The sequence below is a fragment of the Aquabacter sp. genome (assembly GCF_965279295.1).
Classification (GTDB): Bacteria; Pseudomonadota; Alphaproteobacteria; order Rhizobiales; family Xanthobacteraceae; genus Aquabacter.
The window spans coordinates 14,366-34,740 of the sequence record NZ_CBDIHQ010000005.1 but is presented as its reverse complement, the minus strand read 5'-3'; the positions used below and the strand labels follow the sequence as shown (position 1 = coordinate 34,740).

19 protein-coding genes are annotated in these 20,375 nt (G+C 64.3%); 6 read left to right on the top strand and 13 right to left on the bottom strand.

Annotated features, from left to right (window positions below; genetic code table 11):
- Positions 1 to 3: 3 nt before the first annotated feature.
- The 7 genes from phoB to ADADO0_RS01270 form a co-directional block, all read right to left on the bottom strand.
- A complete protein-coding gene (gene phoB / locus ADADO0_RS01300; RefSeq protein WP_511303278.1) occupies positions 4 to 705 on the bottom strand; it encodes a phosphate regulon transcriptional regulator PhoB in 702 nt (233 codons plus the stop codon).
- 6 nt (positions 706 to 711) lie between these two features.
- Positions 712 to 1,437, bottom strand: coding sequence for a phosphate signaling complex protein PhoU (phoU, locus tag ADADO0_RS01295; protein ID WP_511303277.1), 726 nt, complete (start codon positions 1,435 to 1,437; stop codon positions 712 to 714).
- A 19-nt stretch (positions 1,438 to 1,456) separates the two neighbouring features.
- Entirely contained in the window at positions 1,457 to 2,281 is an 825-nt protein-coding gene (gene pstB, locus ADADO0_RS01290) for a phosphate ABC transporter ATP-binding protein PstB (RefSeq protein ID WP_511303276.1), read from the bottom strand.
- Positions 2,282 to 2,389: 108 nt separating this feature from the next.
- The gene (pstA, locus tag ADADO0_RS01285; RefSeq protein WP_511303275.1) at positions 2,390 to 3,223 is read right to left on the bottom strand and encodes a phosphate ABC transporter permease PstA; all 834 of its coding nucleotides are present in this window, start codon (positions 3,221 to 3,223) and stop codon (positions 2,390 to 2,392) included.
- A gap of 17 nt (positions 3,224 to 3,240) precedes the next feature.
- Positions 3,241 to 4,215, bottom strand: coding sequence for a phosphate ABC transporter permease subunit PstC (gene pstC, locus ADADO0_RS01280; RefSeq protein ID WP_511303274.1), 975 nt, complete (start codon positions 4,213 to 4,215; stop codon positions 3,241 to 3,243).
- Positions 4,216 to 4,584: 369 nt separating this feature from the next.
- The gene (gene pstS / locus ADADO0_RS01275) at positions 4,585 to 5,628 is read right to left on the bottom strand and encodes a phosphate ABC transporter substrate-binding protein PstS (RefSeq protein ID WP_511303273.1); all 1,044 of its coding nucleotides are present in this window, start codon (positions 5,626 to 5,628) and stop codon (positions 4,585 to 4,587) included.
- A 138-nt stretch (positions 5,629 to 5,766) separates the two neighbouring features.
- Positions 5,767 to 7,095, bottom strand: a complete 1,329-nt coding sequence (locus tag ADADO0_RS01270) for an ATP-binding protein (protein WP_511303272.1) — start codon at positions 7,093 to 7,095, stop codon at positions 5,767 to 5,769.
- A gap of 277 nt (positions 7,096 to 7,372) precedes the next feature.
- On the opposite strand from ADADO0_RS01270, the gene ADADO0_RS01265 reads away from it, so the two are divergent.
- A complete protein-coding gene (locus tag ADADO0_RS01265; protein ID WP_511303271.1) occupies positions 7,373 to 7,981 on the top strand; it encodes a hypothetical protein in 609 nt (202 codons plus the stop codon).
- Positions 7,982 to 7,987: 6 nt separating this feature from the next.
- Here the strand turns inward: ADADO0_RS01265 and ADADO0_RS01260 are convergent, their stop codons facing one another.
- The 3 genes from ADADO0_RS01260 to ahcY form a co-directional block, all read right to left on the bottom strand.
- Positions 7,988 to 9,016: a lysylphosphatidylglycerol synthase domain-containing protein gene (locus ADADO0_RS01260; RefSeq protein ID WP_511303270.1), complete on the bottom strand. Its 1,029-nt coding sequence runs from the start codon at positions 9,014 to 9,016 to the stop codon at positions 7,988 to 7,990.
- Between the two features lie 160 nt (positions 9,017 to 9,176).
- Complete coding sequence (locus ADADO0_RS01255) at positions 9,177 to 11,063, bottom strand: potassium transporter Kup (RefSeq protein ID WP_511303269.1); 1,887 nt, start codon at positions 11,061 to 11,063, stop codon at positions 9,177 to 9,179.
- Between the two features lie 309 nt (positions 11,064 to 11,372).
- Positions 11,373 to 12,767, bottom strand: coding sequence for an adenosylhomocysteinase (gene ahcY / locus ADADO0_RS01250; RefSeq protein WP_511303268.1), 1,395 nt, complete (start codon positions 12,765 to 12,767; stop codon positions 11,373 to 11,375).
- Positions 12,768 to 13,260: 493 nt separating this feature from the next.
- Here ahcY and ADADO0_RS01245 point away from each other — a divergent pair, with 493 nt between their 5' ends.
- A complete protein-coding gene (locus ADADO0_RS01245; protein WP_511303267.1) occupies positions 13,261 to 13,857 on the top strand; it encodes a CarD family transcriptional regulator in 597 nt (198 codons plus the stop codon).
- 159 nt (positions 13,858 to 14,016) lie between these two features.
- Positions 14,017 to 14,220 carry a hypothetical protein gene (locus ADADO0_RS01240; protein WP_511303266.1) on the top strand — a complete coding sequence of 68 codons (204 nt, stop codon included), beginning with the start codon at positions 14,017 to 14,019 and terminating at the stop codon, positions 14,218 to 14,220.
- Between the two features lie 71 nt (positions 14,221 to 14,291).
- On the opposite strand, the gene ADADO0_RS01235 is transcribed toward ADADO0_RS01240, so the two are convergent.
- Positions 14,292 to 15,887, bottom strand: a complete 1,596-nt coding sequence (locus tag ADADO0_RS01235) for a gamma-glutamyltransferase family protein (protein WP_511303265.1) — start codon at positions 15,885 to 15,887, stop codon at positions 14,292 to 14,294.
- Positions 15,888 to 16,060: 173 nt separating this feature from the next.
- On the opposite strand from ADADO0_RS01235, the gene ADADO0_RS01230 reads away from it, so the two are divergent.
- Complete coding sequence (locus tag ADADO0_RS01230; RefSeq protein ID WP_511303264.1) at positions 16,061 to 16,300, top strand: hypothetical protein; 240 nt, start codon at positions 16,061 to 16,063, stop codon at positions 16,298 to 16,300.
- 15 nt (positions 16,301 to 16,315) lie between these two features.
- Here the strand turns inward: ADADO0_RS01230 and ADADO0_RS01225 are convergent, their stop codons facing one another.
- Both ADADO0_RS01225 and ADADO0_RS01220 read right to left on the bottom strand, forming a co-directional pair.
- Positions 16,316 to 16,957 (bottom strand): nitroreductase family protein, encoded by a 642-nt coding sequence (locus ADADO0_RS01225; RefSeq protein WP_511303263.1) that lies wholly within the window; start codon positions 16,955 to 16,957, stop codon positions 16,316 to 16,318.
- Positions 16,958 to 16,965: 8 nt separating this feature from the next.
- A complete protein-coding gene (locus tag ADADO0_RS01220) occupies positions 16,966 to 18,645 on the bottom strand; it encodes a SulP family inorganic anion transporter (protein WP_511303262.1) in 1,680 nt (559 codons plus the stop codon).
- Between the two features lie 355 nt (positions 18,646 to 19,000).
- Here ADADO0_RS01220 and ADADO0_RS01215 point away from each other — a divergent pair, with 355 nt between their 5' ends.
- Together ADADO0_RS01215 and ADADO0_RS01210 are read left to right on the top strand one after the other, a co-directional pair.
- Positions 19,001 to 19,702 carry a cold-shock protein gene (locus ADADO0_RS01215; RefSeq protein ID WP_511303261.1) on the top strand — a complete coding sequence of 234 codons (702 nt, stop codon included), beginning with the start codon at positions 19,001 to 19,003 and terminating at the stop codon, positions 19,700 to 19,702.
- An 80-nt stretch (positions 19,703 to 19,782) separates the two neighbouring features.
- Positions 19,783 to 19,974: a hypothetical protein gene (locus ADADO0_RS01210; protein WP_511303260.1), complete on the top strand. Its 192-nt coding sequence runs from the start codon at positions 19,783 to 19,785 to the stop codon at positions 19,972 to 19,974.
- Positions 19,975 to 20,375: the final 401 nt, after the last annotated feature.

Here is a 20,375-nt window from a genome sequence, read left to right as displayed (position 1 = left end):
AGCTCAATGCGCGCGGGCGAACATCTCGTTGAACGAATAGCCTGCGCCACGCACGGTGCGGATCGGGTCCATCTGGCGTCCGCGATTGAGCGCCTTGCGCAGGCGGCCCACATGAACGTCCACGGTGCGCTCGTCGATATAGACGTCTTGCCCCCACACGCCGTCGAGCAATTGCTCGCGCGAGAACACCCGGCCGGGGCTCTGCATGAGGAATTCAAGCAGGCGGAACTCGGTAGGGCCGAGATGAACCTCGCGTCCGGCGCGGTGCACCCGGTGGGTTTCCCGGTCCAGCTCGATATCGCCCGCCCGCAGCAGGGTCGCCACATGCTCGGGCTTGGCACGACGCAGCAGGGCGCGCACTCGGGCCAGAAGCTCCGGCACCGAGAACGGCTTCACCACATAATCGTCGGCGCCGGTGGCAAGGCCGCGCACCCGCTCGGTCTCGTCGCCGCGCGCGGTGAGCATGATGACCGGCAACCGCTCGGTTTCCGGACGGGTCCGAAGGCGCCGACACAGTTCGATGCCGGAGAGGCCGGGCAGCATCCAGTCGAGAATGATGAGGTCGGGCACGCTCTCGCGCAGACGGGTCTCCCCCTCATCGCCCCGGCTTACCGCGTCAACCGCATAGCCTTCGGATTCAAGATTGTAGCGGAGGAGGAGGCTCAGCGCCTCCTCGTCCTCGATGATCAGGATACGTGCCGGCACTGACTGTTATCCCTGAACGTGCCCCGTGAACGCGACGGACGTCTCGCTGGAGATGTCCGCCTTCGGCCGCTCATCGGAAAGGACCTGCCCCGACACCATATAGTGCACGGTTTCGGCGATGTTGGTGGCGTGGTCGCCGATACGCTCGATGTTCTTCGCGCAGAACAGGAGATGCGTGCAGACCGAGATGTTCCGGGGATCTTCCATCATATAGGTGAGAAGTTCGCGGAACAGCGAGGTGTACATGGTGTCGACACCGCTGTCGCGCCGCCACACCTCGATCGCCTTCGGCAAATCCTTGCCGGCATAGGCGTCGAGCACTTCCTTCATCTGCTCGAGCACAAGGTCGGACATATGTTCGACCCCGCGCACAAGCTTCTGCGGATGATACTCGCCCTCAATGGCGAGGACCCGCTTGCCGACGTTCTTGGCGAGATCGCCGATCCGCTCCAAATCGCTGGCGATGCGGATGGCGGCCACCAGCTCACGCAGGTCGCTCGCCATGGGCTGGCGCTTGGCGATGACGAGGATGGCCTTCTCCTCGATCTCGCGCTGGATGATGTCGACGGCGGCATCCAACAGGATCACCCGCTGCGCCAAAGCGGCGTCGCGGCGGATCAGGGCGTTGACCGCGTCGATCACGAGGCGCTCGGCCTGGCCGCCCATCTCGACGACCTTCCGGCCGATTTCCTTCAATTCGGCGTCGAACGCCGATACGATATGCTCGGGCATGTCCGCGTATCCCTGGTAATCAGCCGAAGCGGCCGGTGATGTAGTCGCGGGTCTTGATCTGCTTGGGATTCGTGAAGATCACGTCCGAAGGCGCGACTTCCACCAATTCTCCCAGATAGAAGAAGGCGGTGATGTCGGCGCAGCGCGCCGCCTGCTGCATGTTGTGCGTCACGATGACGATCGTGAAGTCCTGCTTCAGTTCGTCGATCAGGTCCTCGATCTTCGAGGTGGAGATCGGGTCGAGGGCCGAGGTCGGCTCGTCGAGCAGGATAACTTCCGGCTGCACGGCGATGGTGCGGGCGATGCACAGGCGCTGCTGCTGACCGCCGGACATGCCCAGAGCGGAGGTGTGGAGACGATCCTTGGTCTCTTCCCAGATCGCCGCCTTGCGCAGGCAGCTTTCCACCCGCTCGTCCATCTTCGACTTGTTCAGGTTCTCGTGCAGGCGCACGCCGAAGGCGATGTTGTCGTAGATGGTCATCGGGAACGGGGTGGGCTTCTGGAACACCATGCCGATGCGACTGCGCACGATGGTGGGGTCCAGTTCCTTGCCGACGATGTTGACACCGTCGAACAGCACCTGACCCTCGGCGCGCTGGCCGGGGTAGAGGTCGTACATGCGGTTGAACACCCGCAGCAGGGTGGACTTACCGCAGCCCGACGGCCCGATCATGGCGGTGACGCGCTTCTCGGGGATCGTGAAGTTGATGTTCTTCAGGGCATGGTTCTGCCCGTAGTAGAAATTGAGCTTTTCCACCTGGATCTTCGGCGGCGCCTGGACGGCATCCGGTTTGGCGGAAACGGACGAGGCTATATTGAAGGTCGGATCCACTGCTGACGTCATGTTGGGCCTCTTCGATCTTTGAAGTTCGCGGCCTGTCGGGCGGCCCCGGATTAATCTCATTGGGTGTCGCGACGGCCCAGCGGGCCGCCGCATCAGGGTGCGGTCAGATCACCGCGTCCGCGCCAGAACCAGGCGCGACACGACGTTCAGAACGAGCACGCCGACCGTGATCAGCAATGCTCCCGCCCACGCCAGGGCGACCCAATCCTCGTAGGGGCTTCCGGCATATTGATAGATGGCGATGGGCAGGCTCGCCATGGGCTTGGAGAGATCCACCGACCAGGAATTGTTGCCCAGCGAGGTGAACAGCAGGGGCGCGGTCTCTCCGGCGGCACGAGCCACCGCGAGCAGGATACCCGTGACGATGCCGGCCTTCGCCGCGCGCCATGTCACCAGCATCACCACTTTCCACTTCGGCGCGCCCAGGGCGAACGCCGCTTCGCGCAGGCCCACGGGGACCAGGTTCAGCATGTCCTCGGTGGTGCGCACGATCACCGGGATCACCAGGATGGCGAGGGCGATGCTGCCCGCCCATCCGGAGAACCCGCCGAACGGCACCACCAGGAACTGGTAGATGAACAGGCCCACGAGGATCGAGGGGGCCGAGAGCAGGATGTCGTTCACGAAGCGGGCAGCAGAACCGATTTTCGTGCCCTTGCCGTTCTCAGCGAGGAAGGTCCCGCAGAGCATTCCGATGGGACCGCCGATGACCAGCGCCAGGGTGATCTGGATCAGCGAGCCGACGATGGCGTTGGCGAGACCGCCCTTCATGCCGGGCGGCATGGTCACGTTGGTGAAGACGGTAAGCGAGAGGGCGGGAAGCCCCCGCGAAACAAGCGTCCAGAGAATCCACGCCAGTAGAAAGATGGCGAAGGCGGCGAAGCCGGTGGAGATCACCTTGACGGTGCTGTCCTTGGCGCGGCGTGCGGCGAGGGAAGTCATGGCTTTATCCTTCCCGGTCAGTCGAGCCGCGAGCGCACGAGCGCCCGGGACAGTGCAAGGACGATGAACGAGATCACAAACAGCATGAAGCCGAGCTGAAGCAGCGAGGTCAGCTTCAGGGAGCCGATGGGCGCCTCGGGAAATTCGTTCGCGATGGTCGAGGCGATGGTCGCGCCCGGCGCGAACAGGGACGCCGAAAGGCGCGTCGCATTGCCGATGACGAAGGTCACCGCCATGGTCTCGCCCAGCGCGCGGCCAAGGCCGAGCATGACAGCACCGACCATGGCCGTGCTGCCGTAGGGGATCGAGACGTTGCGGTAGACCTCATAGGTGGTGGCGCCGACGCCGTAAGCCGATTCCTTCAGCATGGGCGGCACGGATTCCAGCGTCTCCACGAACATCGCCGTGATGAAGGGGATGATCATGACCGCGAGGATCAGGCCGGCGGTGAGCATGCCGGAGCCGAGCGGGGGACCGACGAACAGGGCGCCGATCACCGGGATGTCGCTCAGCCATTCGATCATCGGCGGCTGCACATAGGTTGCGATCAGCGGGACGATAACGAAGAAGCCCCACATGCCGTAGATGATCGAGGGCACAGCCGCGAGCAGTTGCACCGCGACGCCGATGGGGCGCCGCAGGCCCTGCGGCGCGATCTCGGTGAGGAAGAAGGCAATGCCGAACGACAAGGGCAGTGCGAAAACCACCGCGATGACGGCGCTGAAGACGGTGCCATAGACCATCACCAGGGCGCCGAAGTTCTCGGTCACCGGGTTCCAGTTCGGGCTCCAGATGAAGTTGATGCCGAAGTGGCGCAGCGCCGGCAGGCCGCCTTCAAACAACTGGGCGATGATGAGGCCCAGAAGGATCAGAACAAAAATGCCGCTGGCCCAGAGCGCACCCACGAAGATCGGGTCTGCGATTGCGCCGGTCGGCTTCGCCTTGTCGATGGGCACGAGCCCGCTGCTTTTTGAAGTGATCGTCGCGTCCATAGTCCGGATCTTCCCCAATCGCACCCACGCCATCCGCGTGGCAGAAGACCAGCCGACGGGCCCCCGCCCTCGGTCCGCTCGCCCGTTATTCCCTGGAACGGCCGGCTTCAGCCCACCATCCCGCCCCAACTCAACCCGGCGGCCGTGAGCCCGCGCAACGCGGAACCGACCGGGAAAATATCGCGTCGCAAACGCCAATCGGTACGAATCTCGAAATCTTAGTTTCCACCCCACCATGCCGTTCAAGCGGCACGCGATGTCTGGGTCTTATTCGGCGTTCAGCAGCGCGGATGAGCGCCCTGGCCCGGCTGCCGAGCAGCCGGCGCGTCTCCCACCCCCGCGGGAGACGCGCCGATGTCAGTTAGGTGTTCAGAACACCGGCTTTCCGTCCGGCGCCTTGATTTCCGCCTTCCAGGCGGCCTTCACGCGATCCACCACCGAGGTCGGCAGCGGCACGTAGTGGAGGCTCTCGGCGGTCTCGCGGCCTTCCTTGCCGTAGGCCCAGTCGAAGAACTTCATCACTTCGCGCGAAGCATCCACGTTGGTGGGGTTCTTCGGCAGCAGGATGTAGGTCGGGCTCACGATCGGCCACGAGGTCTCGCCAGCCGTGTTGATCATGGAAGCGGCGAAGTCCTTTGAGCCTTCCCAGTCGGCGCCGGCGGCAGCGGCCTCGAACGCCTTGACGCTCGGGGTCACGAACTTGCCGGCCTTGTTCTGGAGCGCGGTGACGGTCAGCTTGTTGGAAGCCGCGTAGATATATTCCACGTAGCCGATGCCGCCCTTCACGTTCTTCACGTTGCCGGTGACGCCTTCATTGCCCTTCGCGCCAGCGCCGGTCGGCCACTGGACCGAGGTGGCGGCGCCGACCTTGGCCTTCCAATCCGGGCTCACGTCCGAGAGGTAGGTGGTGAAGATGTAGGTGGTGCCCGAGGAATCCGACCGATAGACCGGCACGATGGCGGTCGACGGCAGCTTCAGGTCGGGGTTCAGGTCGGCGATGACCTTGTCGTTCCACTTAGTGATCTTGCCGAGATAGATGTCGGCCAGCACCGGGCCGGTCAGCTTGAGCTGGTCGGTCGTGATACCGTCGAGATTGACGGTCGCCACCACAGAGCCGATGACGGTCGGGAACTGCAGCAGGTTGTTGGAGGTCAGCTTGGCGCTGTCCATGGGCGCGTCCGAGGCGCCGAAATCAACCGTGCGGTTGATGATCTGATTCTGTCCGCCGCCGGAGCCGATGGACTGATAGTTCAGGGCCGAGCCCGTCTTCTCTTTGAACTTCTGGCCCCAAGACTGGTACACGGGTGCCGGGAACGACGCGCCGGCGCCGTTGATGTCGACTGCGGACGCGCTGCCGGCGACCAGGGATCCGGCCAGCGCGATCGCTGCGCCAAGAACGGTGATGTGCTTCACGGGGGTGTCTCCTTGTCATTCACGCGCCGCCGTTCCAGCCGTCAGGCCGTGGGGCAGCACGAGCCCGGAACTTCTAGTCCTCGGGCGCCACCGTTCTATGACTGAGCGGTGACAGTTGAATGACAGAGTAAGCCCTTGTCAGTTCGCTATTTTCTCCGGCCGGAAAACGCGATCGAGCCGAAATGTGAAAGTAGCGCCCTCTTCCGGCTGGCTATCGATGGACAATCTACCCCGATGGCGGGCGACGATATGCTTGACGATGGCAAGACCGAGGCCGGTGCCGCCCTGCTCCCGGCTGGCGGCGATATCGACCCGATAGAACCGCTCAGTCAGGCGCGGCAAATGCTCGGGGGAAATGCCCGGCCCGTAATCCCGCACGGACACCACGGCCGCGGGCGGCTCATGCCCCCCCTCACACCCCACCTTCACATCCACGCGCTTGCCCGAGGCGCCGTATTTCAGGGCGTTCTCCACGAGGTTCTCGATCAGGCGGATCAGTTCGTCCCGCTCGCCAAGAACCAGCACCGGGTCGGATGGCCGCTCCACATTCAGTTCGACCCCACGCTCGCGTGCCAGCGGGGAAAGGGTTTCGCACACATGGGCGACGATCATGCCGAGGTCCACAGCCGTCTCGGGCCGCACATGGGCCTTCAGCTCGATGCGGGAGAGCGAGAGCAGGTCGTCGATGAGGCGCGACATGCGGCGCGCCTGCGCCACCATGATACCGAGAAACCGCTCACGCGCGGCGGGGTCGTTACGGGCCGGCCCCATCAGGGTCTCGATGAAGCCAGAGAGCGATGCCAGCGGCGTGCGCAATTCGTGGCTGGCATTGGCGACGAAGTCCGCCCGCATCTGCTCGACCCGGCGCTGCTGGGTGAGATCCCGAAACGTAAGAAGTACCGTGTCGGGCGCGGGCGCCTCGGCGCCCCGCGAGCGCCGGCTTTCCAGCAGACGCAACGGCACGATGTGCGCCTCAAGCCAGCGATCCAGCGGGATCCGCTCGCCGAACTCCACCCGCCGGGGCAGTCCGTCGCGCGCGCAGGAGCGCACCGCCTCCAGCACTTCGGGCACACGCACCAGGAAGGACAGGGGATCGCCCACCTTTGCCGGCCCGACCGAAAGCGCGACGCGCTCATTGGCGATCAATATGTCGCCCTCCGGGGTCAGCAGCAGGGCGGGCTCCGGCAGCGCAAGCACAACGGCACCCACGGCGCCATCCACGCCCCAGCGTGCCGGAATGGGAGCGGGTTCGGGGATCGATACGGGCGCGACGCGCCTGACATCACAGAAGGCACAGCCAATCGCCGCCGCTACGAATACAGCGAAGGCGAAGAGCGGATGGGTCATGTCCATCGTCACACCCGCAATGCCCACGACCGCCACGCAGCCGAGAACAGGTGCATAAAGCCGCCAGCGCGAAACCGGGCCCCGCTCGCTCGATGCACCGGATGTGGCGGGCCAACTCATGACCACCCCCGCAAACCTGACCCCATGTGTCCTGGCACGCCAACCTCCCGATTGCGTGCTTTTGCGCACGCGGATGGCGCCCCGCGCCGCACCGACGCGCCATTCCGACGCATTCCGGTAATTCTGCTTATGCTGGGACGGTTTTACGAACGCAATAAGACACTGGCTTCGTCATCCCGGCGCATGGCCGGAAACGGGAACTTTCGGGCGCCTCCAACCTTGGGCTTGTGACCGGCGCGCCACTCGACATTCATCGTGCAGGGGTTAGGAAGGACACATGGACTTCACGCGCAACACCCGCATCGCACTCTGCGCCGCCACCGCACTCGCGGTGGGCGCCGATATCGCCAAGGCCGAACCGATCCCGGTGCCGGAGATCGATTTCGCCCTAAAGGCGAAGCTGCAGCAGGGCGCGACGATGGATCTGGCCCATAGCGGCGCTAAGATGCGCGTTCTGATCGCGGGACCGAAACTGCCGTCCAGCACCCTAGGCATCATCGACATGAGAACCGGCAAGATGCTGCTGATGCTGCCGGACATCCCCAAGGCTGCCGCCGAAGCCGATGCGCCGCCGGCCTATCGCCTTGCCATGCCAAGCGGGGACGGGGTGCGCATGGGACCCAGCGAAGTGGCCGGTCAGCCATGCGAAATCTGGCGCGTGGACAAGACCGAGGTAGGCGGTCCCGCCTTTGCCTGCATCACCCCGGACGGCATTCCGCTGCGCACCGAAGTGGACATCAAGGGCCAGCGGCAACTCGTCTATGAAGCGACCAGCCTGACGCGCGCACCGCAGGACAAGTCCCTGTTCCAACTGCCGCCGGGCACCCAGACCTTCAAGGTACCGCCGGGCGCCGCCAACCTCCTGAAGGGCCTGCTCGGCAAATAGCCGCGCTTATTCCGCCGCCGAGTTCGAGCCTGCTTCCACTCGCGCCGAGGCCGCAGCCTCGGCCCGCGCACGCCGGCTGCGCAGGGAGATGGAGAGTTCGCGGCTGCCGAGAAGCAGAAGCGCGAACGCAAACGGAATGATGTAGTAGAACAGCCGGAACAGCAGCAGCGCGCCGACCATCTCCTCCTTATTGAACTGCGGCAGAGCGATCAGAAGCGCTGCGTCGAACACGCCGAGACCGCCGGGCGCATGGCTGGCAAAGCCTAAAAGCGTCGCCGTCACGAAGATGACGGACAGCGAGATCGGGTCGATGTACGGGCTTTCCGGCATCAGCATGTACATGGCGGCGGCGCACAGGCTGAGGTCGAGAATGCCGATGCCGACCTGCACCAAGGTCAGTTTTCCCGCCGGCAGCGTCACGAACCATGTGGAGCGCCCGATCTTGCGCGGGGCGAGGCTGACCCAGGTGATATAGCCGAGCAGAATCGCAATCGCGGCGCAGCCGATCAGGCGATTGACCAGCGGGGGAAGCTGGTCAACCGCCGTCGCCGCGTCCGGATGGATGATGATTCCCAGCCCAAGCACCGCGATGTTGCCGAGCCAGAAGGTCAAACCCGCGACGAAGCAGATCTTCGCCACGTCGATCGCACTGAGGCCCCAGGCGGAATAAATGCGGTAGCGCACCGATCCGCCGGTGAAGACCGTGAAGCCCACGTTGTGGCCGACGGAATAGGAGCAGAAGCCCGCCAGCGCGGCGACGCGATAGGGAATGTGGTTTCGCCCGATGGTTCGAAGGGCGAAAAAATCATACAGCGTCAAGGTGAGATAGGCGCAGCACACCAGCCCGAAAGCGGCGAGCACATACCAGGGGTTCTTCGCCTTCAGTGCCTCCATCACGTCGGAGAAATGCAGGCCTTTCAGCATGGTCCAAAGGACAAACACGGCAAAGCCGATGATCGCCAGGCTCAGCACCAGGCCGATGCCGTGCAACCCCACCCTGTCGCGCAGGAAGGTCCAGATTCGTGACTTCCCCATGAACTACCATTCCCCCCAGCCGGCGCTGGTCGTGCCGACGCGTCAGACAAGCACGTTTGAGGGAGACTGAGTATCCCCCGCTTACGTAACGTCGCCTGCATCCGGCGACGCCGGTATTAACGCCGCGATGCGGCTATCCCAAGGCGACGTCGGAGCCCGATTATAATTTTACGGGATATCCGATTTCCATGGTCCGGCTGCGCGGCAGGCCGAAACGGTCCACCGAACGTTCGGCGTTGCGGGCCAGGAAGGCGAACACATGGCCGACCAAATCACGCGGCCGCAGGATTTCGTCCGGCGGAATGATGCGCTCGTGGCCGATCACATAAATCGCCTCGTCCGGGTCGATCCCGCGCGCGCTCAACGCCGGCCCTAGAACGGAGGGCACATCGATCTGTTGCATGTAGCCGAACCTGAGGTCCACCCGCACGAACGCGCCGTCCAGCACCGTCACGCGCACACGGTCGTCCACCGAGACGCGCGGGCGCGCCGCAATCCAGACCGAGACGATGACCGAGCGATGGAACCGCACCTTCATCACATCGGCCATGCGGGAGAGCGCCACCGGCGTCATAGCACCGGCGCGTGACAGGAAGATCGCGGTGCGCGGGCTTTCCCCGTCGCTGGCGCGGTCCTTCCGGGTCACGAAACTGTCAAGGGGCTCGGTAAAGCGCACCTGTTGGGACACCACAGCTTCAAGGCCGCGCCGCCAACTCACCATCACAAGGATGACCAGTGCGGCAATGCTGAGCGGCAGCCAGCCGCCGTCATGCAGTTTGGTGAGGTTTGAGGTGGCAAAGGCCGCATCAAGGCTGAGCAGGCAGATGCCAAGCGCCCAGACCGCGGGCTTGGGCCAGTTCCACGCCCGTTTCACCTGCGCCACGAACAGGATCGAGGTCGTCACCATCGCGAAGGCGACGGCGATGCCGTAGGCCGACGCCAGCCGGTCGGAGCCCTCGAAGCCGATCACCACGGCGATGCAGGCGATCATGAGCAACCAGTTCAGGCGCCCCACATAGATGTGCTGCTCATTATGCTCGCTGGTGTAGCGGATGCGCATGGGCGGCAGGTAGCCAAGTTCGATCGCCTGCTTCGCCAGAGAGAACACTCCGGTGATGATGGATTGGGAAGCAATCACTGTCGCGGCGGTGGCCAACAGCAGCAGCGGCACCACAAGAATGTCGGGGCAGAGATCGTAGAACGGGTTGCGCAGCGCGCTGGGGTCCCGCAGCAGGATGGCGCCCTGGCCGTAATAATTGAGCAGCAGCGCCGGCATGGCGATGAACATCCAGGCGCGCGCGATGGTCTTGCGCCCGAAATGCCCGAGGTCGGCATAGAGCGCCTCGCCCCCGGTGATAGCGAGGAAACACGCGCCGATGATGATGCCCGCAAGGCCGGGATGATCAGCGAGAACCTTGAACCCGTGGCGCGGATCGAAACCCATCAGCACCTCGGGCGCCCGCGTGATACCCCAGATGCCGAGGATGCCGATAACCCCGAACCACAGCACCATGATGGGGCCGTAGAAACTGGCGATCCGTTCTGTGCCGAGGCGCTGGGATAGGAATACGCCCAGCAACACCACCACGGTGATCGGCACGACCCAGGCATCGAGTTGTGGGGCAATGACCTCCAGCCCTTCGATGGCGGAGAGTACCGACATGGCCGGGGTCAGCACGCCATCGCCGATCAACATGGCCGCGCCAAGGAGGCCGGCGGCCAGAAGATACCAGCGCAGACCGATGGCGCTGCGGTGCAGATCGAGCAGCGTGACCAGCGCCAGGATGCCGCCTTCGCCGTCGTTGTCGGCCCGCAGCACCAGCATCACGTATTTTACCGTGACGGAAAGGATGATGCTCCAGGTGATGAGCGACAGCAGGCCCAAGACGTCGGAGGGAAGGAAGTTTGTGCCCCCGACCGCGAGCACGCCCTGCTTCAGGGCATAGAGGGGGCTGGTACCGATATCACCGAACACCACGCCAAGCGCGCCGATCTCGGCGGCGAATGGCAGCGCGCGCTGCTTGTCACGAAGGAAGCTCAGCGACATTGGCAAAGCGCGCTCAACCACAGCGAGGCAGCAGGAGCCGCCCCAGGGTAACGGGATAGGCGCTTGATTTCAGGGCACTGTTCACGATCGCACACCGCGCGGGTCCATCCCGACGCATCGTCGATACCGTTCAAGGCAGCCCCCCGGCAACGCGCATGTCGCAGCGTCCAGCGACAGCTCACACCTAGCTCCCTTCGGGCGCGATGACAATGCGCGTGAACCCGCCACGATGGGAATTTGCGCGCCGCAACATGTACAAGGCTGCTCCGGCGCGGAAAACGCGCCGCGCCGGAGAGATTTGAGGCCGACTCAGTAGCGGTACAGCTCAGGCTTGAACGGGCCGTCCTCAGCCACGCCGATATAATCCGACTGCTGCTTGGTGAGCTTGGTGAGCTTCACGCCGATCTTTTCGAGATGGAGCAAGGCCACCTTCTCGTCGAGGGTCTTGGGCAGCGTGTAGACCTTCTTCTCGTACTGGCCCGGCTTGGTCCAAAGCTCGATCTGCGCCAGCGTCTGGTTGGTGAAGGACGCGGACATGACGAAGCTCGGGTGGCCGGTGGCATTGCCGAGGTTCACGAGGCGACCTTCGGAGAGAAGGATGATGCGCTTCTTGTCGGGGAATTCGACCTCGTCCACCTGCGGCTTCACATTGTGCCACTTGAAGTTCTTCAGGCCCGCGACCTGAATTTCGCTGTCGAAGTGGCCGATGTTGCAGACGATCGCCCGGTCCTTCATGGCGCGCATGTGATCGACCGTGATCACGTCGAGGTTGCCGGTGGCGGTCACGAAGATGTCGGCGCGGCCGGCCGCGTCCTCCATTGTTGTGACTTCATAGCCTTCCATGGCGGCCTGCAGGGCGCAGATGGGGTCGACTTCCGACACCATCACGCGGCAACCGGCATTGCGCAGCGAAGCCGCCGAGCCTTTACCCACGTCGCCGAAGCCGGCGATCATGGCGACCTTGCCAGCCATCATCACGTCCGTGCCGCGGCGAATGCCGTCCACCAGACTCTCGCGACAGCCGTAGAGGTTGTCGAACTTCGACTTGGTGACGCTGTCGTTCACATTGATGGCAGGCCAGAGCAGAATGCCCTTCTTCTGCATCTCATAGAGACGGTGCACGCCCGTGGTGGTTTCCTCGGTCACGCCGCGGATCGACTTCGCCAGCATGGTGTACCAGCCCGGCTTGTCTACCAGCCGGCGCTTAATGGACGCGAAGAGAACCGATTCTTCCTCATTGGTGGCACCATCCAGGAACGCCGTATCGCCGTTTTCGGCGCGAAGCCCCAGGTGAACCAGGAGGGTGGCGTCGCCGCCGTCGTCCAGGATCATGTTCGGCGCGCCGCCATCGGCCCACTCGAAGATGCGGTGGGTGTAGTCCCAGTATTCCTCAAGGCTCTCACCCTTGACGGCGAACACCGGAATGCCCGCGGCGGCGATGGCGGCCGCAGCGTGGTCCTGGGTCGAATAGATGTTGCAGGAGGCCCAACGGATGTCGGCGCCCAGCGCCTGCAGGGTCTCGATCAGCACACCGGTCTGGATCGTCATGTGGAGCGAGCCGGCGATGCGGGCGCCCTTGAGCGGCTGCGAGGGGCCGTATTCCGCGCGGGTCGACATCAGGCCGGGCATTTCGGTCTCGGCGATATCGAGCTCCTTGCGGCCCCAATCCGCGAGATTGATATCCTTCACCACATAATCGGTCATGGGCTCTCACTCCGTCTGGGCGCACTTCGGCGCCGCTAGCTTGCGCGAGCCTGTAGCATGGGACGACCCATGCATCAAACACGATATAAGGAAATACTTATATCCTTGAACCGAACCCGAATTCGCTATGATTTGGTCGGCGCCTGTCAGAACCGCGCGCGCCTTGCAATGGCAAATCGACCAAGGCTTTGATTCAGGCAGTTTTTGTGTTATACAAGCTTTTACAGTCGATTGCTTCCTGCACCATCCGCATCGTGCCTAGACATTGGCGCATTCTCGGGAACTTAGGGGCGAGAATTAAGGCATTCAGCCGACGAAGACGGCGCGGATGCTGCGGATCAAGCTTGGCCTTCGATTGACTTAGCGGACCGATGGGCGTTCCGACCACGGTTCAGTCGCCAGCGCAAGGTGCGTCATCGCCAGGGCTTTCGCCCGAAGGGCTTTCGCGCGCTAACGATCCGGCCTCAGGGCCGGATCAGGAGTGGTCAACAGCATGTCGATAAAGAAGACTGCGCAGGCTCGCCTTGGTTTCAAGACGGGCGAGCATATCGTTTACCCCTCGCACGGTGTCGGCCGTATCGTATCGATCGAAGAGCAGGAAGTCGCTGGCTTCAAGCTTGAACTGTTCGTCATCGCCTTTGACAAGGACAAGATGACGCTGCGGGTCCCGGTCCCCAAGGTCGCAACCGTCGGCATGCGAAAGCTTTCCGAGGCCCCCGTGGTCGCCAAGGCGCTCGAAACCCTCAAGGGTCGCGCCCGCGTGAAGCGCACCATGTGGAGCCGTCGCGCCCAGGAATATGAGGCAAAGATCAATTCCGGCGATCTCATCGCCATCTCGGAAGTGGTGCGCGATCTCTATCGCTCCGACGCGCAGCCCGAGCAGTCCTATTCCGAGCGTCAGCTTTATGAAGCCGCGCTCGACCGCATGGCCCGTGAGTTGTCCGCCGTCGAGAACATCACCGAGACCGAATCGGTGAAGATGATCGAGCAGAACCTTCAGAAGGGCCCGCGTCGCGGCGCCGCCAAGGAAGCGGACGTCGAGATCGAGGCCGAGGCCGACCTGGAACCCGAGGCCGAAGAGGCCGCCTGAGTCCCGCCATTCCCTATTGGGATTGCAAAAAGGCCCTGCGTGAGCGGGGCCTTTTTTTGTTTTGGCACCGGGCGACGGAACCAGGGTGCATGCTGTGCGTTGATTTGGTCTTGGGGCAATTGCTTGGGGCAAAACAACCAGCCAGCCCAGGAGGAAATCATGAATCGCGATCAGGATTCCCAGAACCAGAAGAATCAGCAGCAGGGCGGACACGCGAAGCCCGACCAGCAGCATGAGCAGCAGGTTCCCGGCCAGCGTCCGGGGCAGCAGGGCAGCCACCAGCAGGGTGGCCAGAAGGATGCCGGTCAGCAGCAGGGCGGCCGGCAGGAGCATCAGAAGGATCAGCAGCGCCGCGATAAATAATTGCCGCGCCAACGCAGTTCACGAGCCCCCGGCGTCGCGCCGGGGGCTTTTCTATTTTCAGCCCTGTCGCTTCAAACGCCCGCCGCGCCCCCGTCCGCCCGCGGGTCGTGGGCACCCTCTACCCCACCCTTGTTGGGATGGAGGATAACGGCCCCGGCGTGGCCCATGGTGTCGGAAAACGCCTCGGGCAGCACCTCGAGGTCATGGCCGGCGGAGCGCAACTGGGAAATCACGCTGTCGTCGAAGCGGTTTTCAAGGCGCAGATTGGTCTGCACCGATCCCCATGTACGCCCCAGCAGCCAACGCGGCGCTTCGATCGCAGCACCCAGCGGCTCCCCAAAGAGCACATGGCGGGTAAATACCGCAGCCTGGGTCTGCGGCTGACCTTCCCCGCCCATGGTGCCGTAGCCCATGACGCGGCCATCGTTCAGCACCGCCAGCGCGGGATTGAGCGTGTGAAACGGCCGGCGGCCGGGCTCGAGCGGGTTCACCGCCTTTTTATCCAGCGAGAAACTGGCGCCCCGGTTCTGCATCAGTACGCCTGTGGTCGGCAGGACGCAGCCGGAGCCGAACTCGAAGAAGATCGATTGGATATAGGAGACCACCAGCCCGGACGTGTCGGCGGCGCCGAGCCAGATGGTGTCGCCCCGCTGTGCCGGCTGCGGCCACGGCAAGGCCCGGCGCATGTCGATCTTGCCCGCATCCGCATCCAAAGCCTCAGGGCTCAGCAAGGCTGAGAGGTCGTGGCGCAGAGCATCGAAATCCCGCACCACCGCATCGCGCACCAGGAAAGCACGCTTGGTGGCCTCCACCAGCCCGTGGATATGCTCGAATCCCTCGGCGCGCTTCACCCCGAGCCGGTCGAACAGGGCGAGGATGATGAGCGAGGCCAGCCCCTGCGTGGGCGGCGGCGCGTTGAACACTTCACCGCAGTCCAGCCGGACCGACAACGGCTTACGGGTGACGGCGGAATAGCGGCTGATGTCGGCGCGCGTGATCGGGCTGCCGATCTTTTCAAGGTCCGCGGCGATCTCCCGGCCGATATCGCCGCGATAGAAATCGTCGAGCCCTGCCCGCGCGAGATGCTCCAGCGTGTCCGCGAGACGCGGGTTTGCCACGACCTGCCCGAGTTCCGGCACCTTACCATCCGGCAGGAAAGTCTCGGCAAAGCCTGGCGAAGGCTCGAGTTCCGCGCGCTTTTCCGTTGTCAGGGCAACTTGCGAGCGCGTCACGGGCACACCGGCGCGGGCATGGGCGACGGCGCGGCCGAAAAGTTCGGGCAGCGGCATCCGACCACCCGCCGCACGCGCCCATTCGTGCGCCAGCCGCCACCCACCGACCGCGCCGGGCACAGTCAGCGCAGCGAGCGGCCCCCGGAGCGGGATCGCCTCGTATTCCTGGTCGCGGTAGAATGGAATCGTCGCCTTTTCGCCAGCGAAACCGCACGCCTCGATATAGTGCACTCGGCCGGAGGGCTCGCGGATCAGCCAGAAGCCGTCGCCGCCGAGATGGTTCATATGGGGATAGACCACGGCGATGGTCGCGGCAGCAGTCAGCGCCGCCTCAAGCGCGTTGCCGCCCTCCCGCAGCACCTCCTGCCCCGCTTCGACTGCCAGATTGTGCGGCGCCGCGACCACGCCGCGTCCACATCTCGTGCTCTCGTGCATGGTGCTCTCCGAAGGACCGGCACTTGACCCCAACGCTGTCGCGTCGCAGTGTCCGCGCCGAATTTCAATCCGCTTTACCCCCTCGGGTTGTTCCCGAACCGGGCCGAAAGCGCAAGATAGACCCGCACTGAGCGGCGGGTCCCCGCCCAAGCGGCGGACAGGAGATTGAGGGAATGACAGGCAAGTCCGACGCCCATGGCGCCAATATGCTCACCGTCGCCAGCGCCACCGTATTCGTCGGCGTGCAGACCATCGCGACCGCGCTCGCAGGCGGCTGGGCTGTGGCCGGACTGTTGAACCTTGGGGAAATCGGCGAATACGGGCTGATGGTCATCTTTTCCGTGCCGGCCCTCTACTACACTTGGCGCTATGCCCGCTCGGCCGCCCGCACCGAGGCCAATCTCGCCCACTGACCCGGCCAGCCTGTTCTAAGGCTGCCAGATCTCGGCGATGTCCGCCAAAGCAGGGCGCGCGCGATCACCAACATGCTCCGCCGGGCTTCCCACATGAATGAAGCCGGCGACACGCTCGCTTGGCCCTACCCCAAGCAGCGCCGCCGCTTCAGGGTCGCGGCCCGGCCATTTCAGCAGCCAGTGCGCGGCATAGCCCAGCGCCGTCGCGGCGTTGATCAAGTTCATGCAGGCCGCGCCGACCGAGAGGATCTGGTTGAACTCTGGAATCCTGGAGGCCGGATCCGTCCGACTCACAGCAACCACCGTCAGCGGCGCCCGCAGCATATAGGTGCGCCACATATCGCCTTTTACCGCCGGAAGATCCGGATTTTCCCGGAGATAAAGCGCGTCGAACCGCTCCCCCGCGACCGCGCGCGCCTCTCCCTGCAGCAGAATGAAGCGCCATGGCACCAGACGGCCGTGATCGGGCACCCGCGCGGCGAGTGTCAGCATGGTCTCGATCTCTTGCGCATTCGGGCCAGGCTCGACCAGGGAGCGCAGCGGTAGGGAGCGCCGCCCCTTCAGCAGGCCCAGGGTCTCTGGCGAGCGGGGCGCGGCGATGGCGGTGCCGTCATGGGCCGGAACGTGGGAATGGGAATGTGGCGCAGCCTCAGCCATTGTCGTCCTCACGCAGCCGGCATGCGGGACGCCAGCGCCAAGGCGGCGGGGTAGTCCGGCACGAAGGCGATCTTGCCGTGGATTGCGGAAAGCCCCATGCGGCGCAGCACCTCAGCCGCCTGAGGCTTCAAGCCGGAAAGGATGACCTTGGTGCCGCCAGCCTGGCAGCGGCGCAGGAAATCCTTCACGGCGGCGACCCCGGTGGCATCAATCAGCGGCACCTCCTCCATGCGCAGAATGAAGACGCGCGGTGGCTGGCCTATCTGGTCGAGAACCTCCGAGAGCCGCGCGGCAGCGCCGAAGAACAGCGGCCCGCGCACATCAAACACCTCGACCCCCGGCGGCAGACCCGCGCGGGTGTCTTCTTCGCCGTCAGCCTCAAGGGGAAGGATGCTCGCGCTCTGGGCCATGCGGTGCATGAAGAAAAGGGCCGCGAGCACCACGCCGGCGGCAATTGCCACCGTCAGATCGACGGTAACGGTGAGAGCGAAGGTCAACAGAAGCAAAACCCGATCGCCCAGCGGCGCTGTCATGAGATGGCGCATCTTGTCCATCTCGCTCATGTTCCAGGCCACCACCATCAGGATGGCCGCAAGACTCGCGAGGGGGATGTAGACGGCGAACGGCGCCAGCACGAGCATCACCGCCAGCACAAACACCGCGTGGAGAATGCCCGCCATGGGCGAGCGCCCGCCGGCCCGGATATTGGTGGCCGTGCGGGCGATGGCGCCGGTGGCGGGCAGGCCACCGAACAGAGCGGAGGCGGCGTTGGCGACGCCCTGCGCCACCAGTTCCGCATTGGGGCGGTGCCGGCCGCCCGTCATTCCGTCCGCGACCACTGCGGAGAGAAGACTTTCCACTCCCGCGAGGAAAGCGATGGTGCACGCGCTCGGCAGGAGATCCACCAGCCTGGACAGGGTGATCACGGGAAAGCTCGGCATGGGGATCGAGCCATGCAGCTCGCCGAAGCGCGAGCCGATGGTGGCAACCGGCAGATGGAACAGCGGCACCATGACCGCGCCCAGCAGCACCGCTACGAGAAAGCCCGGCGCCTTGGGCACGAAACGCCGCAACACCAGGATGATCGCCAGCGCCGCCACCGACAGGCCTGTGGTGGCGAACGACAGGGTGTCGAAATGCGTGAGCAGTGTCTCCCATTGCTCAAGGAATGCTGCCGGCAGTTGGGTGATCGACAGGCCGAAGAAGTCTTTCACCTGGCTGGAAAAGATGATCACCGCGATGCCGGCCGTGAACCCCGTCACCACCGGCTCGGGGATATAGCGCATGTAATTGCCGAGGCGCGCGGCCCCGGCCGCCACCAGCATCACCCCCGCCATCAGGGTCGCCAGGATGAGCCCGTCGAAGCCGTGGTGGGAAATGACATTCGCCACCACCACGACGAACGCCCCCGTGGGGCCACCGATCTGCGAACGGCTGCCGCCCAGGGCGGAAATCAGGAAACCCGCGATCACCACTGTGACAAGACCGGTTTCCGGCGCGGCGCCGGAGGCAATGGCGAGAGCCATGGCCAGCGGCAGTGCGACGATGGCGACCGTGAGACCGGCGAGGGCATCGCTGCGCAGATCGGCAAGGCCATAGCCCTGCCGCATCATCGTGATGAGTTTCGGCACCAGTCCATCGCGCTGTGGAGCGCGCGGACCCGCCGCTGGGCCGGCCAGATACGTCATGGTCCTATCCTGGGCCTGCCCCAGAAGGATCTCGCAACGCGGGCGCGGAGACGCTCACAACCGCGCCGGGCAGGGACGAGATAATGCGCCAAATACCGTAAACATTCATGTACCAAATCGTCACGGATATGTGTTAGTCTCGGAAATGCCGGTCTGCTGCGCGTATGTATGTTCGTTTCGCGTGCTGTGCCGGGAGTATCCATTAGGCTGCGAGGCGATAAAAGGGTAGCTGATTTGAACGTGTCGTCAGGAGTTCTACGGGTCCCTTGAAGACGTGAGCAATAAGCACCAACACGATCAGCAATTGGTGGATGGCCCAGCCAAGATTGGCGACCTGACCTCAACGGAAATAGACATGAGCCGTAACCGAGACTTCCGAGAGCCGCGCCGTCGCGGTTTTGATGACGACTTCGCACCGCCGCGTGATCGTGGCTTCGGTGGGGGCGATCGCCCCTTCTCCTCGCCGAGCAGCAGCTTCAGCGCCCCCGCTCCGACGGGTCCGACCATCGACGCCACCGTGAAGTGGTTCAATCCGGAAAAGGGCTTCGGCTTCGTCGAACTCTCTGACGGTTCCGGCGACGTGTTCCTGCACGCCCGCGCTCTTGAGGCAGCCGGCCAGGAAAGCGTGCCTCCCGGCTCCAAGCTTTCTGTCCGCGTTGGCCAGGGCCAGAAGGGCCGTCAGGTTACTGAGGTTCTTGAGGTCGATACCTCCACGGCAGAGGCTGCGCCTCCCCGTCGTGAACGTGCCCCCGGCGGCTTCGGTGGCGCTCCCCGCGCTCCCGGCGGCGGCGGTGGATTTGGCGGCGCCGGCGGCGGTGGTGGATCGCGCGCTCCTTCCGGCCCGACCGAAGAGCGCGTCGGCACCGTGAAGTGGTACAACCCTGAGAAGGGCTTCGGCTTCATCGCGGTCGAAGGCGGCGGCAAGGACGTGTTCATTCACGTCACGGTCGTTTCCCGCTCGGGTCTGTCGGACCTCGCCGAAGGTCAGCGCGTTGTGGTGCAGGTGGGTCAGGGCCCCAAGGGTCCGGAAGCTCGCGGCATCGAAGTCGCCGACTGATTTTTTCCGACTTTGTTTGAGTCTTTTGACGGGCGCGGCCTTGGCCGCGCCCGTCTCTGCATATTTGAGGGATACTAAGTATGGCGCCGAACGCCGAGCCCGACCTTGTCGGCTTGCTTGATCGATTGAAGAACGCGCAGCGCGACCTTCTACTTGCCGCCGCTAAGGGCTCGACCATGCCCTCCGATGGCAGCATTCGTAAAATCTCGGAAATGGAAGGCGCGATCGCCGCCACCGAAGCTCTGATCGAGGAGCAGCGCCAGCGGCGCTGACCCTCACACGGCCATCTCCAGGCTCCGTGCAGCGAACTTAACGCCCCCGCCTTTACCGGTCCCAACCGGAGTGGCGGATAAGCGTAAAACAGCGAACTCTTCCTTAGCCCAAATCAGCAAAATCCAGACGCGTTCACTGCGCGCGAATGTCGAGGAAATGCCTAAGCCGGCGGCGCAGACGGTGAGCTTAGCCTTAGCGGCCAACGGCCCCCTTGGCCCTCGACGGCGTAAGACGGGTATCAATAACTCCAGCGCCCACGGCGTCAGGATTTCCCGCACGCACGAGGTCCAGGTGCCCCCGGTCGTTGAACGCGCCGGTCACATCTCCTGCCACGCCGCAACATCCTCTAAGACCATGAAGCGAAGGCGGACCTGCTGGATTTTCCCGGACGGCGGGGCGC

Coding starts and splice junctions, on each gene's coding strand:
- ahcY (WP_511303268.1), bottom strand. CDS start 12,767: ATGACCGATTATGTGGTGAAGGATATCAATCTCGCGGATTGGGGCCGC.
- ADADO0_RS01265 (WP_511303271.1), top strand. CDS start 7,373: ATGGACTTCACGCGCAACACCCGCATCGCACTCTGCGCCGCCACCGCA.
- pstB (WP_511303276.1), bottom strand. CDS start 2,281: ATGACGTCAGCAGTGGATCCGACCTTCAATATAGCCTCGTCCGTTTCC.
- ADADO0_RS01210 (WP_511303260.1), top strand. CDS start 19,783: ATGGCGCCGAACGCCGAGCCCGACCTTGTCGGCTTGCTTGATCGATTG.
- ADADO0_RS01230 (WP_511303264.1), top strand. CDS start 16,061: ATGACAGGCAAGTCCGACGCCCATGGCGCCAATATGCTCACCGTCGCC.
- ADADO0_RS01235 (WP_511303265.1), bottom strand. CDS start 15,887: ATGCACGAGAGCACGAGATGTGGACGCGGCGTGGTCGCGGCGCCGCAC.
- ADADO0_RS01215 (WP_511303261.1), top strand. CDS start 19,001: ATGAGCCGTAACCGAGACTTCCGAGAGCCGCGCCGTCGCGGTTTTGAT.
- ADADO0_RS01240 (WP_511303266.1), top strand. CDS start 14,017: ATGAATCGCGATCAGGATTCCCAGAACCAGAAGAATCAGCAGCAGGGC.
- pstC (WP_511303274.1), bottom strand. CDS start 4,215: ATGGACGCGACGATCACTTCAAAAAGCAGCGGGCTCGTGCCCATCGAC.
- ADADO0_RS01225 (WP_511303263.1), bottom strand. CDS start 16,957: ATGGCTGAGGCTGCGCCACATTCCCATTCCCACGTTCCGGCCCATGAC.
- ADADO0_RS01220 (WP_511303262.1), bottom strand. CDS start 18,645: ATGACGTATCTGGCCGGCCCAGCGGCGGGTCCGCGCGCTCCACAGCGC.
- ADADO0_RS01260 (WP_511303270.1), bottom strand. CDS start 9,016: ATGGGGAAGTCACGAATCTGGACCTTCCTGCGCGACAGGGTGGGGTTG.
- phoU (WP_511303277.1), bottom strand. CDS start 1,437: ATGCCCGAGCATATCGTATCGGCGTTCGACGCCGAATTGAAGGAAATC.
- pstA (WP_511303275.1), bottom strand. CDS start 3,223: ATGACTTCCCTCGCCGCACGCCGCGCCAAGGACAGCACCGTCAAGGTG.
- ADADO0_RS01255 (WP_511303269.1), bottom strand. CDS start 11,063: ATGTCGCTGAGCTTCCTTCGTGACAAGCAGCGCGCGCTGCCATTCGCC.
- ADADO0_RS01270 (WP_511303272.1), bottom strand. CDS start 7,095: ATGAGTTGGCCCGCCACATCCGGTGCATCGAGCGAGCGGGGCCCGGTT.
- ADADO0_RS01245 (WP_511303267.1), top strand. CDS start 13,261: ATGTCGATAAAGAAGACTGCGCAGGCTCGCCTTGGTTTCAAGACGGGC.